Source organism: Klebsiella sp. X13 (genome assembly GCF_003323835.1).
Lineage (GTDB): Bacteria > Pseudomonadota > Gammaproteobacteria > Enterobacterales > Enterobacteriaceae > Klebsiella > Klebsiella ornithinolytica.
In genome coordinates this window covers 4,210,460-4,225,503 of sequence record NZ_CP030874.1, presented here as the reverse complement: position 1 = coordinate 4,225,503, position 15,044 = coordinate 4,210,460, and the positions used below count along the sequence as shown (strand labels likewise).

The following is a 15,044-nucleotide window of genomic DNA, read 5'->3' as shown; positions in this document are numbered from 1 at the left end:
GCTCCCCCGCGCCAGCCGGATTTGGCAGGCGCGTTCTCCACCCCCATTATCCTCCCCCAATAATTCCTGTGATGATGAGTCATACGCCGGTGGGCTGTGGCAAGGTGTGCCCATTCTAAAGAGAGAGGAATGACGATGTTGAAGGCATGGCACCTGCCTGTGGCTCCGTTTATCAAGGAGCAGCAGGAACGACTCTTTATCACTTTATGGCTCAGCGGCGACGATCTGCCGCAGCGGGTGACGTTGCGTGCGGAAGAAGATAATGAAGAGCTCTCGCTGCCGATGCACCGACTGCGCCAGGAGCCGCATCCGGGCGTCGTGGCGTGGCGGGGCGAAATCAATCTTGCCAGCGGCCAGCCGCGTCGGCGCTACAGTTTTAAGCTGCTGTGGGCGGATCGTCAGCGCTGGTTCACGCCGCAGGGCTTTAACCGTTTTCAGCCGGCGCGACTGGAACAGTTCGCCGTCGATCTGCCGGATAGCGGCCCGCAGTGGGTGGCCGATCAGGTCTTTTATCAAATTTTCCCTGACCGTTTTGCGCGCAGCGAGACACGAGAAGCGGAACAGGATCGGGTCTATCATCATCACGCCGCCGGGCGCGATATTGTCCGGAAATCGTGGGATGAGCCGTTAACCGGCGAAGCGGGCGGGTCGACGTTTTTTGGCGGCGACCTCGATGGGATCAGCGAGAAACTGCCGTATCTCAAGCAGCTTGGCGTAACCGCGCTCTATCTGAACCCGGTATTCGTCGCCCCCAGCGTGCATAAATACGATACCGAAGATTATCGCCGCGTCGATCCGCAATTCGGTGGCGACGGTGCGCTGCTGCGTCTGCGCCACAACACGCAGCGAGAAGGGATGCGTCTGATTCTTGACGGTGTGTTTAACCATACCGGCGATTCGCACGCCTGGTTTGACCGCCACCAGCGCGGCAGCAGCGGGGCGTGTCACCATGACGATTCGCCGTGGCGCGACTGGTTTACCATCTCTCCAGAAGGGGAAGCACATAGCTGGCTGGGCTACGCCAGCCTGCCTAAGCTGGATTATCAGTCCGCAAGCCTGGTGAATGAAATCTACGCCGGAGAAGACAGCATTGTCCGCCACTGGCTGAAAGCGCCGTGGAGCATGGACGGCTGGCGGCTGGACGTGGTGCATATGCTGGGTGAAGGCGGCGGGGCGCGCAACAACCTGCGCCATATTGCCGGTATTACCGCGGCGGCGAAGCAGACGCAGCCCGAATCCTTTGTCTTCGGCGAGCACTTTGGCGACGCCCGCCAGTGGCTCCAGGCGGACGCTGAAGATGCCGCCATGAACTACCGCGGTTTTACCTTCCCGCTGTGGGGATTCCTCGCCAATACCGATATCTCTTACGATCCGCAGAAGATTGACGCGCAGACCTGCGTCGCCTGGATGGATAACTATCGCGCCGGGCTGTCGCATCAACAGCAGCTGCGGATGTTTAACCAGCTGGACAGTCACGATACCGCGCGCTTTAAGTCGCTGCTGGGCAAAGATGTCGCACGCCTGCCGCTGGCGGTCGTATGGCTGTTTTGCTGGCCGGGCGTCCCCTGCATCTACTACGGCGATGAAGTGGGCGTCGATGGCAACAACGATCCCTTCTGTCGTAAACCCTTCCCGTGGGATCCCGCCCTGCAGGATACCGTGCTGCTGGGACTGTATAAGCGGATGGCGAAGCTGCGCAAAGCCAATAAGGCACTGCGATACGGCGGCTGCCAGGTGATTTATGCCGAAGAGAACGTGGTGGTATTTGCTCGCGTGTATAAGCAGCTGCGCGTGCTGGTGGCCATCAACCGCGGCGAAGCCTGCGAAGTCGTTGTCGAGGATTCGCCGCTGCTGGACGTTGGCGAATGGCAGGTGAAAGAGGGCGCCGGCACGTTGCATGATGGTGTGCTGAGCCTGCCTGCTATTTCCGCCAGCGTCTGGTTCAGCCGTCAGGAGTAGAGCTGGTTCAGGAACGGGTCGCGGAGAATCGCCTCCCGCCACCAGCGCTGGGCGAGGCCGTCGTTGTCGCTGCGCCAGGCGATATAGGTGAGATCTTTCTCGCGGCAGGAGAGGACCGGCTTTTCTATCAGCTCTCCGTTCTCCAGCCACGGCTGCGCGATATGGCGAGGTAAAAAACCGCAGCCCAGCCCGGCGCGCAGCAGCGCCACCTTACTGGCAAAATCGTCGACGCGAATTTGCGGCTGTTCGGCGAGGAGATTGCTGTTGAGCGGATGGCAATAGCGGGCGCTGTCGCTAATCACCACCGCGCGATGCAGGCTCAGCTGCTTGTTATTGAGCGGCTGCGTCGCCTCGGCGAGCGGGTGAGCGGGAGCGACAACGAAGACATTATCCAGCGCACCGACCATTTTCCACGACCATTCGGCGGAGGTGGGCGGTTCGTTGATGGCGCCGAGCATAATATCTGCGCCGTTGCGGGTCAGCTCTTCCCAGGATCCGGCCAGCGTATGGTGGGTAAAGTTGAGCCGGGTTTGCGGATTTTGCGCGTAAAAAGCGTCGATCAGCGGCAGCAGACGTTCAAAAGGGAAAGAGGCATCGAGCGCGATAGCCAGATCCCGCTCCCAGCCGGCTTCCAGCTGTACGGCCTGTTTTTCCAGATCTTTTGCGGCGTTAATCAGCAAACGCCCCTTCTCGAGCACCATTCTGCCGGTATCGGTAAACTTCGCCCGATGACCGCTGCGATCCAGCAGGGTGATATCCAGATCGCTTTCCAGCTTCTGGATCATATAGCTCAGGGCGGCAGGGGTCTTATACAACGACTCTGCGGCGGTGGCGAAAGATCCGTGGGTATCTAACGCGTCCAGAATCAGCAGAACATCAAGGTTTAAGCGCATCCATTACTTACCGGTTAACAAGGGTGACTCAGTTTTACCGAAGCCGGATGGTCAATGCCAGTGAATAATTTAGAACCCTTTCGCGTAAATTTTTGATTAGTATTGCTAACCAGACAGCCAACTTTTTATATTTTGACCCGATGGTCTTGCTCTCTTTCCGCCTTCATACCTCTGAAATTTATCGCCCGTAGCTTATGTATTTAGCAATAGCACGGAGAATTTCTTTAATAACTCGTTAGAAATAACTGACTATACTCAGCAGGCTTTATCCGTCACGATTCAGACCCACAGCAACTTGTTTTATATCTCTTTAACTCATTGATTAAGAAGGTATGTCATGTCTATTCGGGAACTGATCGATCCAACCAACTCGACCCTGATTTTTATTGACCATCAGCCGCAGATGTCGTTTGGCGTTGCCAATATTGACCGCCAGACGCTGAAAAACAACACCGTTGCCCTGGCTAAAGCCGGCAAAATTTTTAATGTTCCGGTTATTTATACTTCCGTTGAGACCAAAAGTTTTAGCGGCTATATCTGGCCAGAATTACTGGCGGTCCATCCGCAGGTTAAACCGATTGAACGTACATCGATGAACTCCTGGGAAGATGCCGCTTTTGTTGAGGCGGTCAAAGCCACCGGACGCAAAAAATTGATTATTTCTGCGCTGTGGACCGAAGTGTGCCTGACCTTCCCGGCGCTGATGGCTTTGGAAGAGGGGTTTGAAGTCTACGTGGTTACCGACACCTCCGGCGGCACCTCCGTTGACGCCCATGAACGGTCAATTGACCGCATGGTGCAGGCCGGTGCAGTTCCGGTCACCTGGCAGCAGGTCCTGCTGGAATACCAGCGCGACTGGTCACGCAAAGAGACGTATGACGCGGTCATGGATCTGGTTCGCGAACACAGCGGCGCTTACGGGATGGGCGTGGATTACGCCTACACCATGGTGCACGGTGCGCCGGAACGTAAAGCCTGAATACACTTCATCCTTCAGGCAGCCTCTTTGTTGGCTTCGTTGGCCCGCCCCGGTCACTGACTTATGTCAGTTCCCGGGGACGTACAAGCTTGCCGCCTCGAGGCAGCATGAATGATTTTGTGTATTGTCATTGATGGAGAATAACGGCAATTTCCGCCATTCTCCGCAGCAAGGAGCCCGGTCATGACGCAACAGAAATCGGTGACCCTGGTAATAAGCCATACGCTCGATCCCGAGCACGGGAAACGCTATGAGCAGTGGTTAGGCAAAATTATGCCTGTCGCGGCAGAGTTTCCCGGCCATCTGGGCGCTAACGTGATTCGCCCGACCGCCGGGCAGAATTTGTGGAGCGTCATTATTCGTTTTGACACCATTGAACACCTCTATGCCTGGACGCAGTCAGAAACGCGTCGCGAACTGGTTGCGGAAATTGCGCCGCTGCTCAATGAAGGCGATCGCACGGAAGTGCGGACCGAACCCGCATTCTGGTTCACTCCACCGGCAGCGAATGTACGCCAGCCGCTACGCTGGAAGCAGTTTCTGATGACGCTGCTGGTGATCTTTCCCAGTACTAACCTGGTGCCCTGGCTGACCGGGATGTTCCTTCCCTCGTTGCGGGGAAGCCTGCTGCTGCATTTGATAAATGATGCCTGTGTGGTCGCGCTGGTGGTCTGGTTCTGGATGCCCATCGTGACCCGTCTGTTTGCTGGCTGGTTAAAGAAAAACTGAGTCAGCCTCCTGAAGGAGAGCGTTATGTCGCAAACTGCCACACTGATCCTGACCAACGGCCGAATTCATACCCTTGACCGCACGAACCCGCTGACCGAGGCGATCGCGATCGCCAACGGCAAGATCCTCGCCACCGGCAGCCGCGATCGGATCATGAGTTTTGCTGCGCAAGGGACGCAGATCATTGATCTACAAGGCCATACGGTGATCCCCGGCCTGAACGATTCCCACCTGCACCTGATCCGCGGCGGGCTGAATTATAATCTCGAGCTGCGCTGGGAGGGGGTTCCGTCGCTGGCGGACGCGCTGCGCATGCTGAAAGATCAGGCCGATCGCACGCCGTCTCCGCAATGGGTGCGCGTTGTCGGCGGCTGGAGTGAATTTCAGTTCGCCGAACGGCGCATGCCCACCCTCGAGGAGTTGAACGAGGCGGCGCCGGATACGCCGGTATTTGTCCTCCATCTCTACGATCGCGCGCTGCTGAACCGTGCGGCGCTGAAAGCCGTGGGTTACACCAAAGAGACGCCGGATCCGGCCGGCGGTGAAATCGTGCGCGATAGCCGCGGTAACCCCACCGGGATGCTGATCGCCAAACCTAACGCGATGATTCTCTATGCGACCCTGGCGAAAGGGCCGAAGCTGCCGCTGGAGCAGCAGGTCAATTCGACGCGCCAGTTTATGCGTGAGCTGAACCGGCTTGGCCTCACCAGTGCGATTGATGCCGGGGGCGGTTTCCAGAACTACCCGGAAGATTATGAAATTATTGAACAGCTGCATGCGCAAGAGCAGATGACCGTGCGTATTGCCTATAACCTGTTTACCCAGCGGCCAAAACAGGAGCTGGATGATTTCGAACGCTGGACCGATATGCTGAAACCGGGACAGGGGACCGACTTTTTCCGTGCCAACGGCGCCGGCGAAATGCTGGTCTTCTCGGCGGCGGATTTTGAAGATTTCCTGCAGCCGCGTCCGGACCTGCCGGAAGGGATGGAAGACGAGCTGGAGCGGGTGGTACGCCATCTGGTGGAACACCGCTGGCCGTTCCGCCTGCATGCCACCTATGATGAATCCATCAGCCGGATGCTGGATGTTTTTGAGAAGGTGAACCGCGATATTCCGTTTAACGGCCTGCACTGGTTCTTTGACCATGCGGAGACCATTACCGAGCGGAATATTGAACGCGTGAAGGCGCTCGGCGGCGGTATCGCGGTACAGCACCGAATGGCTTTCCAGGGCGAATATTTTGTCGATCGCTATGGCAAAGAGGCGGTTAAGCATACGCCGCCGGTGGCGAAAATGCTGGCGCTGGATGTGCCGGTGGGACTGGGGACCGATGCGACGCGTGTCGCGAGCTACAACCCGTGGACCGCACTCTACTGGCTGGTCTCCGGGCGTACCGTGGGCGGCATGGCGATGTATGACGACAGCAACCGTCTGCCGCGCGAGGTGGCGCTGGAGCTGTGGACCGCGGGCAGCGCCTGGTTCTCCAGTGAACAAGGTAAAAAAGGGCGTATTGAGAAAGATCAGCTGGCCGATCTGGTGGTGCTGTCCAAAGACTATTTCAGCGTGCCGGAAGAGGAGATCAAAGGCATTGAGTCGGTGCTGACGGTGGTTGATGGCAAAGTGGTTTATGCCGCAGGGCATTTTTCGCCGCTGGCGCCGCCGCCGATTCCTGTTCTGCCGGAGTGGTCTCCGGTGGTCAAGGTGCCGGGCCACTATCGTTCCGCTCCGCCTGCGGCGGCGAAAATCGGGGCGATAGTCCAGATGCACCAGTGCTGCGGCAGCTGCGGCGTGCACGGTCATCAGCATGATATTGCCCGTCAGTCGTCGGTGCCGGTATCGGACGAGCAGGCGTTCTGGGGCGTGATGGGCTGTTCCTGCTTTGCGTTTTAGCCTCTGACAGGTTAACGCGCTCCCCCGGCGAGGCCGCCGGGGGAGCGCGGAGCGCGACCATCTGATGACGCATCAACGATATGCCGGGCTTAGCCCCGGTTCTGAGAGCCAAATAGCTGGATCCGGCGGGCGACCATCTCGCGCACGGGCAGCAAGCCTTGGCGGATAACTTTGCGCGGATCGTTAATATCGTGACCGTTATCGGCGGCGAACAGCGCTTTCACGGCTTCGCACCAGGCGTACATATTCTCGGTGTTGACGTTAATTTTTGCCGTACCGCAGGCAATTGCTTTGCGCATATCGTCGTCAGCAATACCGGTCCCGCCGTGAAGTACCAGCGGTACTTTAACAAGCTCTGATATGGCTTTCATTTCGGCAAAGCCGAGTTTAGCCTTCCCTTTATAAAGCCCGTGCGTAGAACCGAGCGCTGCCGCGAGGCAGTCTACCTGCGTTTCGCTGACCAGGGTAAAGCACTCCTGCGGATCGGCATAGATAACCTCAGAATTCACGATGCCATCTTCACTGCCGGCAATGGTTCCCAGCTCGGCTTCAACGGAGATGCCTCTGCTGTGCGCCAGGTCGACCAGATGGCGGGTGATCGCCAGGTTTTCCGCAAACGGCAAATGGGAGCCATCAAACATAATCGAGCTAAAGCCGGCTTCAATGGCCGCTTCGCAGGCCTCGCGCGTGGTCCCGTGATCGAGATGCAATGCGACAGGAATATCAATCTGTAGATAGTCCATCGCATTGACCACGATGTCATGAATGCATTTCAGGCCCAGCATATGTTTTACCGTACCGCCGGAGACCCCCAAAATAATGGGTGAGCGGAGCTGTTGCCCGGTGCTTAATACGGCGCCAACCCATTCCAGATTATTAATATTGAACTGCCCTACGGCATAACCGTCCCGTAGGGCATGCTGAAGCATGTCCTTCATAGAAACTAACATAATCACCTCGGAATCAATTATTCATCAAAATACTGCGTTAAGTTTCTTTCGTAGCTGTTTAATGCATTATGAACAACGGCAAGATCCGGCATGGATTCACGAACACCTTTTTTCTCAATAGAGATTGCGGCGGTCAGGCTGGCAAAAAGAATAATATTATCGATATGCCATGAATAATGAACGCCGTAAGTGAAAGCACCATGAAAAACATCGCCGGCGCCGGTCGTATCGACGGCCTGACATTGCCAGGCGGGGACAATGTGCAGCATCCCGCTCTTTAAAAAGGCACAGCCTTTTTCTCCAAGAGTAATAAAAGCCTCACCCCGGCAGATTTTATTCAGTTCGAGAAGGGCTGTTTTTAGCTCTTTCTCAGTGCTCAGCGCGCGGTAGCTCATATAGTCTCTGGCGAAATGTTCACTGACGACGAAATAATCAGTCCAGGCCGCCAGTTTGATATTACTGGCACGTAATGAGCCGCCATCCATGACCACGCGGGCCGCGGGGAGTTTTTTAATTAAATACTCGCTGATTTCCGCTTCATGACCATCAATTAACAGGGTCACCGGTTCTTCTGAAGCAATAAGGCGCTGTGCGAGATCGTCAAGTTTCAGTTTTTGATCGTAGGTCAACGAAGGTGGCGTTTGCATTTTACGGGTAATAATGGTTCGCGAGCCCGTTAAACGGTTAACCAGCACCGATGCCAGCGGGGTGATCATCTCATCGGAAAAGACGATGTGGCTGGTATCGACTCCGGCCTGAGCAAATTCATCGACGATACGCTGACCGTAAATATCCGCATTGAGATGACCGATGTAATAGACATCCTCGCCCCATAATCCCAGCAGCCATGCGGCATTTGCCGCCGGACCGCCGCCGCTTTCAATAAAGTCGTGGCAGAAGTTTTTGGTGTTTTCCTGCGGCCACTCATTCAGAAAGAAGAACTGATCAAAACATGAAAATCCTATGGACAATATAGCCATAACTACTCCTGATAATGTCGTCAGCTGCGGGAAGAATGCTTCCCGCAGGGAAAAATGAAACCCTATTCATTTTTCTTATTCGCCGTCAGCGCTTCGTAGCTGAGCGTATCTCCTACCACGCGCACTGAGCGGAAGCAGAAAGGCACCAGCAGAGCGATGAGCAGGGCGAGGCAAATCAAATAGATGGTTATCTGGCCAAACTGGGTAAACGCATTACCGATAATGATGCCCCATACCGCGAAATCGAAATCGGCAAAGGTGCTGTTCTCAAAGCCCAGGCTGCCTAAAGCCGGGAGCAACATCGCCGGCAGGAAGGCGAGGAAGATGCCGCCAATGAACGAGGCAATGACGCAGCCGCGCTTGCCGCCCAGCTTGTCGGCGAAGACGCCGGAGGTCCCGCCGCAGAAGAAATGCGGCACCATGCCGGGAATGATTAGCGCCATGCCGAAGGCGCCCAGCAGCAGCATTCCCACCAGACCACCGATAAAGGAGCTGATAAAACCGACGACCACCGCCGTTGGACTAAACGTAAAGAACACCGCGCAGTCTACGGCCGGAATCGAATCGGGAATCAGCTTCTGGCTAATCCCCTGGAATGCCGGTACCAGATCGCCAAGGATCAGACGCACGCCGTTGTAGACGATGGCGACGCCGACGGCAAACTGCAGCCCGGTCAGGATAGAGAAGATCAGCATGTTCTGATCCGTGATTGTCCGCAGGTATTCGGTGCCGGCCACGGCGCTACAGACAAAGTAGATAACGAACATCACGATCCCGGTAGTGACCGTGGTATCGCGCAGAAAGCCCCATTTTTCAGAGATTTCGGTATCGGCGAAAGAGTTCGCCGGGTTGCCGGTTTTGCTGGCGATCCACGCGGAGATGTAATACCCCAGAGAGCCAAAATGCCCCATCGCAATGCCGCCATCTTCGGTGACCTGCTTGGTATAGCGCTGACCGATTGCCGGGGAGATCGCCGACCAGGAGCCGAGTAAGAACCCGCCAATCAGTACCAGCATCCAGCCGCGGAATTCTGCCGCCTGCAGTACCGCAGAGAACAGACAGGCGAGGAAGAATGAGTGGTGACCGGTAAGGAAGATATATTTATACTTAGTGCAGCGAGCAATAAGCAGGTTAAAAATAAAACCTAACAGCAATATACTCATGGTTTCAACACCCAGTACCTTCTGGGCGACGGAAACAATAGCCTCGTTGTTAGGAATAACGCCACGAATATTAAATCCGGCTTCGATAATTCCGCCGAGCGGATTGAGGTTGGCAACGATAACCCCTGCACCGGCGCTGAGCATTAAATAACCGAGGATGGGCTTTAAGGTACCGGTGAGAAGTTTATTTCCGGGGGAACGCAGTGCCACTAAACCGACAAATGCGATAATCCCCATCAGAAATGCGGGTTGGCTGAATATTTCTGATAAGAATGTAAGTATAGCCTGCATGATCGTATCCTTAGAGCCTATCCCATTAGGCTATTTTATTTGCCATTTTGGCCCTGGGCAGTGCTCAAAATCCTCACGTACTGCGTGTACGCTCCGGTTTTTCCGCGCTGTCCGTGTCCAAACTGGCTGCAACAATGTACGCCTGCTGGGGTAGGCTCTTAATAATGATTAAGAATGAGTTGCAGCAATTTTTGTCAGAGCGTCGGTAATATCTTCAGCAATTTTTGCTTTATGTACATAGCTGCGAATAATGGCGACCTGACAATGCGCAGGGAACTGATTGGCTAATTCTTTGATGGTGATATAGAGATCGGCTTTCTCTCCGACGGCATTAGCAAAATCAACAGAGGCGACGTCAGCTTTGATCCCTAATTCATCACATATTTTTTTGACATTGCTTGCGGCCATTAATGAACTGCCAATCCCGTTACCACAAACTGTTCTGATAACTAACATAATGACGACTCCATTTTATTGTGGATGAAATTGAATACGGCATTGATGTCATGCTCTTCGCGAAGGAACGACACAATATCTGATTCAATCAGTGTGGCGATTATCTGGATCATTTTTATATGGTTATCGGCGTCGGCGCCGGCGATACCGATAATGACGCTCACCGGGTCAAACTCTTCGTGACCAAAGTGAAGCGGCTGGCGGGTGGTGATTAAAGAAAAGCCGGTGCGGATGGCCCCCTTTTCGGGGCGCGCGTGGGGCATCGCCAGGCCGCTATCAATAACAATGGCGGGACCAAAATCCTTATAGACGTCGAGCATCGCGGTGATGTATTCGGGGCGACAAATTTGCTGGCGGGCAAGTAGCGTCCCGGATAATTCGATAGCCTGACTGGCGCTGGTAATGTTCTGATCAAGTGCGATTAACCGGCGATCAAAAATGATTTCCATAATCCAATCCTTAACGCATTTATTTTCTGAGTTAAATCATGACGAAATAGAACACAGGAAATCATGGTTCAGATCACATTTGAATTTTTAAACCTTGAAGTTGATCACAGCGAAATGATTTTTGCGTTATTTTTTTAGGGAAAATAACATTTATTATTATGTTAATTATCAATTAGTTATAATTTTGTATTCAATTATTGAAATAATATCAGGTGGGAAAGATTAAAAATAAGAGCGATTTATTTTTTAGAAGTGTTTTGCGTATCACAAATATCATGGCAGTTTTTTATCAAAGTTTGAGTTTGCTAACAAAAAAAGCCATCTGAAAAGCATGAGGGAGCGGCGACTGCGCGATAGAGCGCAAAATGTGCTGCGGCAGGAGATAAAAAAGGCCCGCATGCGCGAGCCTTTTTCTGAACATGGGCCGATTACAGGCTGGACACGTTCTCGGTCAGGTATTTAGCTACGCCTTCCGGAGAAGCGGCCATACCTTCTTTTCCTTTTTCCCACTGTGCCGGGCAAACTTCACCGTGCTCTTCGTGGAACTGCAGCGCGTCAACCATACGCAGCATTTCGTCGATGTTACGACCCAGCGGCAGGTCGTTAACCACCTGGTGGCGAACTACGCCGTTAGCGTCGATCAGGAACGAGCCGCGCAGCGCCACGCCTTCGTCCGGGTGTTCGATACCGTAAGCTTTCTGGATTTCACGTTTGATATCAGCAACCATCGCGTATTTAACCGGACCGATACCGCCCTGGTCTACCGGGGTGTTACGCCATGCGTTGTGAACGAATTCAGAGTCGAAGGAGACGCCAACGACTTCTACGCCGCGCTTCTGGAATTCTTCATAACGTTTGTCAAAAGCGATCAGCTCAGACGGGCAAACGAAGGTGAAGTCCATCGGCCAGAAGAACAGGACGGTTGCTTTACCGTTGGTGTGTTGTTTGAAGTTGAATTTCTCAACGATTTCGCCGTTACCTAAAACAGCTGCTGCGGTAAAATCCGGAGCCTGACGAGTGACCAGAACCATATGATTCTCCTGTTAATAATAAGGTTAATTGGAACGCAACGCGGGCAAGTATAGGGACAGGTTCATGCGAACTCAACGTGACGTTGACAATCAATGAGATAGGTTTTGCCTATCAATTTATATCGGAAAACGGTGTTCAGAATAGCCTTTCTGTGAGAAAGCGCAATCTTTATAGTTCGCGCCTGGTGGCCTGCGCCATCATTCGCGGATAAAAATGCCAGAACTGCTGCTCGAGTTTATCGTAGTGCGTATCCAGATCCTGCCAGGAGTCGCGCAGGGCATCAAGGCGCGGACGACGGCTGGCCATGCCGTTGAGGACGCGCTGAATAAAGTCCATATCTTCATAGCGTTCAAGCCAGCGCTCCGACCACAAATAGGCATTGAGATTCACGAAGCGCGGCGGCGAATCGGGTAATACCGGCGTGACCTGTGCCTGGGCATAGCGGACAAACTCGTTGAGCGGCATATCAGGTGAAATACGCGCCCAGTGATGCGACAGGAAGTGATCCCACATCACATCCAGCGTAATGGGCGCCACGCGGCGGGTCTGCGGGCGAAACCAGTCGCGGGCTGCTTTGACTTCCGGCAGATTATCGGTCATGACATCGATGCGCCGGTGCATAAAAATACCGTCGACAATGTCGGCCGGGTAGTCCGCCTGGGGATTGCCGCGAACGAAATCTGCCAGAAGATTGCCGGGCAGGGAGCTGTCGGCGAGATGGGCTAAGTGCAGGTGTGCAAGAAAATTCATATACCTTTTATCCTTCAAACTGCCTCTTTATTGGCTTCAGCTTCCCGGCTCATCTTTGAGCCTCGTCCTCTCGGACCGCCACTCCGCGGCGTTCAAATCTGTTCCTGACGAATTTGTCATTCAGCTGCCGCGTCGATGCATCTTGAATGGTTTTGTGTATAGATTATGTTATTCGTCCAGAGGGGTAAAGGTTGCAGGGAGGACGCCCCGGCACTAGACTACCCGCCTCTTTATTTAGTCTGAGCCACCGTCATGCGCGTTACCGATTTTTCCTTTGAACTACCCGAATCCCTGATTGCCCACTACCCGCAGCCGGAGCGCAGTCGCTGTCGCCTGCTGTCGTTAGACGGTCCGACGGGAGCGCTGACGCATGGGACTTTCACCGATTTACTCGACAAACTTAACCCGGGCGATCTGCTGGTCTTTAACAATACCCGGGTGATCCCGGCGCGCCTGTTCGGCCGAAAAGCCAGCGGCGGCAAGATTGAAGTGCTGGTCGAGCGCATGCTGGATGACAAACGTATTCTGGCGCACATTCGCGCATCTAAAGCCCCGAAGCCGGGCGCCGAGCTGCTGTTGGGCGATGATGAAAGCATCAACGCCACGATGGTGGCACGTCACGACGCGCTGTTTGAAGTCGAATTTAACGATGAACGTCCGGTACTGGATATCCTCAACAGCATCGGCCATATGCCGCTGCCGCCGTATATCGATCGTCCGGACGAAGACGCCGACCGCGAACTGTATCAAACCGTCTACAGCACCAGGCCGGGGGCCGTAGCCGCGCCGACCGCAGGCCTGCACTTTGACGATATGATGCTGGAGAAGCTGCGCGAGAAAGGGATTGAAATGGCGTTTGTGACGCTGCACGTTGGCGCGGGGACATTCCAGCCGGTGCGCGTGGAGACCATTGAAGATCACATCATGCACTCCGAGTACGCCGAAGTGCCGCAGGAGGTCGTTGATGCGGTGCTGGCGGCGAAAGCGCGCGGCAACCGGGTCATCGCGGTAGGCACCACCTCCGTCCGTTCGCTGGAGAGCGCGGCGCAGGCGGCGAAAAACGACCTGATTGAGCCGTTTTTCGGCGACACGCAGATTTTTATCTATCAGGGGTATCAGTACAAAGCGGTTGATGCGCTGGTGACCAACTTCCATCTCCCTGAATCAACTCTGATTATGCTGGTTTCCGCCTTTGCTGGCTATCAGCACACCATGAATGCCTACAAGGCTGCGGTAGAACAAAAATATCGCTTTTTTAGCTACGGGGACGCGATGTTTATCACGTACAATCCGCAGGCTATTTTTGAGCGTGTCGGGGAATAACTCCGCGACATGAGTGTTTAACGTCAGACTGTTTTTCTGACGCAGGAGTTAAAATGAAATTTGAACTGGATACCACCGACGGACGCGCCCGCCGCGGCCGCCTGGTGTTTGATCGCGGCGTGGTTGAAACGCCAGCCTTTATGCCCGTTGGTACCTACGGCACCGTAAAAGGGATGACGCCGGAAGAAGTTGAAGCCACCGGCGCGCAAATTATCCTCGGCAATACGTTCCACCTGTGGTTACGTCCGGGCCAGGAAATCATGAAGCTGCACGGCGACCTGCATGATTTTATGCAGTGGAAAGGGCCTATCCTGACCGATTCCGGCGGCTTCCAGGTGTTCAGCCTCGGCGATATCCGCAAAATTACCGAGCAGGGCGTCCACTTCCGCAACCCGATTAACGGCGACCCCATTTTCCTCGATCCGGAAAAATCGATGGAGATTCAGTACGATCTCGGTTCCGATATCGTGATGATCTTCGACGAATGTACGCCGTATCCGGCGGACTGGGATTACGCTAAGCGCTCGATGGAAATGTCGCTGCGCTGGGCGCAGCGCAGCCGCGACCGTTTTGACTCTCTTGGCAATAAAAATGCGCTGTTCGGCATTATCCAGGGCAGCGTTTACGAAGATTTACGTGATATCTCCGTTAAAGGTCTGGTAGATATCGGCTTTGATGGCTACGCTGTCGGCGGTTTGGCTGTCGGTGAGCCGAAGGAAGACATGCACCGTATCCTGGAGCACGTTTGCCCGCAGATCCCGGCCGACAAACCGCGCTATCTGATGGGCGTCGGCAAGCCAGAAGATCTGGTTGAAGGGGTGCGTCGCGGTATCGACATGTTCGACTGCGTCATGCCAACGCGCAACGCGCGTAACGGCCACCTGTTCGTCACCGATGGCGTGGTGAAGATTCGTAATGCGAAGCATAAAAGCGACACCGCGCCGCTGGATGCCGAGTGTGATTGCTATACATGTCGCAATTATTCACGCGCTTACTTGCATCATCTCGATCGTTGCAACGAAATATTGGGCGCGCGCCTCAATACCATTCATAACCTTCGCTACTATCAGCGTTTAATGGCTGGTTTACGTAAGGCTATCGAAGAGGGTAAATTAGAGGGCTTCGTGGCCGATTTTTACCAACGTCAGGGGCGACCTGTTCCTCCTTTGAACGTTGATTAATTTTAATAATGAGGGA

14 protein-coding genes are annotated in these 15,044 nt (G+C 54.4%); 6 read left to right on the top strand and 8 right to left on the bottom strand.

The features are described 5' to 3' along the window. Nucleotides 1-135: 135 nt before the first annotated feature. Nucleotides 136-1,959: a maltodextrin glucosidase gene (gene malZ, locus DSD31_RS20090; RefSeq protein WP_113991273.1), complete on the top strand. Its 1,824-nt coding sequence runs from the start codon at nt 136-138 to the stop codon at nt 1,957-1,959. Here malZ and DSD31_RS20085 read toward each other — a convergent pair. Beyond that, nucleotides 1,950-2,852 carry a LysR substrate-binding domain-containing protein gene (locus tag DSD31_RS20085; RefSeq protein WP_015585047.1) on the bottom strand — a complete coding sequence of 301 codons (903 nt, stop codon included), beginning with the start codon at nt 2,850-2,852 and terminating at the stop codon, nt 1,950-1,952. The two genes, malZ and DSD31_RS20085, sit on opposite strands and share 10 nt — an antisense overlap. Nucleotides 2,853-3,189: 337 nt before the next feature. On the opposite strand from DSD31_RS20085, the gene DSD31_RS20080 reads away from it, so the two are divergent. The 3 genes from DSD31_RS20080 (at nt 3,190) to DSD31_RS20070 (ending at nt 6,453) form a co-directional block, all read left to right on the top strand. Further along, nucleotides 3,190-3,831 carry a hydrolase gene (locus DSD31_RS20080; protein WP_004858552.1) on the top strand — a complete coding sequence of 214 codons (642 nt, stop codon included), beginning with the start codon at nt 3,190-3,192 and terminating at the stop codon, nt 3,829-3,831. A gap of 183 nt (nt 3,832-4,014) precedes the next feature. Then, complete coding sequence (locus DSD31_RS20075; protein WP_044350262.1) at nt 4,015-4,560, top strand: antibiotic biosynthesis monooxygenase; 546 nt, start codon at nt 4,015-4,017, stop codon at nt 4,558-4,560. A gap of 24 nt (nt 4,561-4,584) precedes the next feature. Further along, nucleotides 4,585-6,453: an amidohydrolase gene (locus DSD31_RS20070; RefSeq protein ID WP_113991272.1), complete on the top strand. Its 1,869-nt coding sequence runs from the start codon at nt 4,585-4,587 to the stop codon at nt 6,451-6,453. Nucleotides 6,454-6,542: 89 nt separating this feature from the next. Here the strand turns inward: DSD31_RS20070 and fba are convergent, their stop codons facing one another. The 7 genes from fba to acpH all read right to left on the bottom strand — a co-directional run bounded on the left by fba (nt 6,543) and on the right by acpH (nt 12,524). Then, complete coding sequence (fba, locus tag DSD31_RS20065) at nt 6,543-7,403, bottom strand: class II fructose-1,6-bisphosphate aldolase (RefSeq protein WP_004858561.1); 861 nt, start codon at nt 7,401-7,403, stop codon at nt 6,543-6,545. Between the two features lie 17 nt (nt 7,404-7,420). Beyond that, nucleotides 7,421-8,383 (bottom strand): carbohydrate kinase family protein, encoded by a 963-nt coding sequence (locus DSD31_RS20060; RefSeq protein WP_004858562.1) that lies wholly within the window; start codon nt 8,381-8,383, stop codon nt 7,421-7,423. 62 nt (nt 8,384-8,445) lie between these two features. Further along, nucleotides 8,446-9,837 (bottom strand): PTS ascorbate transporter subunit IIC, encoded by a 1,392-nt coding sequence (locus tag DSD31_RS20055; RefSeq protein WP_004858563.1) that lies wholly within the window; start codon nt 9,835-9,837, stop codon nt 8,446-8,448. Nucleotides 9,838-10,005: 168 nt separating this feature from the next. Further along, nucleotides 10,006-10,293 (bottom strand): PTS sugar transporter subunit IIB, encoded by a 288-nt coding sequence (locus DSD31_RS20050; RefSeq protein WP_004858566.1) that lies wholly within the window; start codon nt 10,291-10,293, stop codon nt 10,006-10,008. Next, the gene (locus DSD31_RS20045; RefSeq protein WP_004858568.1) at nt 10,287-10,742 is read right to left on the bottom strand and encodes a PTS sugar transporter subunit IIA; all 456 of its coding nucleotides are present in this window, start codon (nt 10,740-10,742) and stop codon (nt 10,287-10,289) included. Before DSD31_RS20045 ends, DSD31_RS20050 begins: the two co-directional genes overlap by 7 nt. A gap of 428 nt (nt 10,743-11,170) precedes the next feature. Further along, a complete protein-coding gene (locus DSD31_RS20040; protein WP_004858569.1) occupies nt 11,171-11,773 on the bottom strand; it encodes a peroxiredoxin in 603 nt (200 codons plus the stop codon). Between the two features lie 169 nt (nt 11,774-11,942). Further along, entirely contained in the window at nt 11,943-12,524 is a 582-nt protein-coding gene (acpH, locus tag DSD31_RS20035) for an ACP phosphodiesterase (protein ID WP_004858570.1), read from the bottom strand. A gap of 252 nt (nt 12,525-12,776) precedes the next feature. Here acpH and queA point away from each other — a divergent pair, with 252 nt between their 5' ends. Beyond that, entirely contained in the window at nt 12,777-13,847 is a 1,071-nt protein-coding gene (gene queA, locus DSD31_RS20030; RefSeq protein WP_032689270.1) for a tRNA preQ1(34) S-adenosylmethionine ribosyltransferase-isomerase QueA, read from the top strand. Between the two features lie 53 nt (nt 13,848-13,900). Continuing rightward, complete coding sequence (gene tgt / locus DSD31_RS20025; protein WP_044347607.1) at nt 13,901-15,028, top strand: tRNA guanosine(34) transglycosylase Tgt; 1,128 nt, start codon at nt 13,901-13,903, stop codon at nt 15,026-15,028. Nucleotides 15,029-15,044 lie beyond the last annotated feature (16 nt).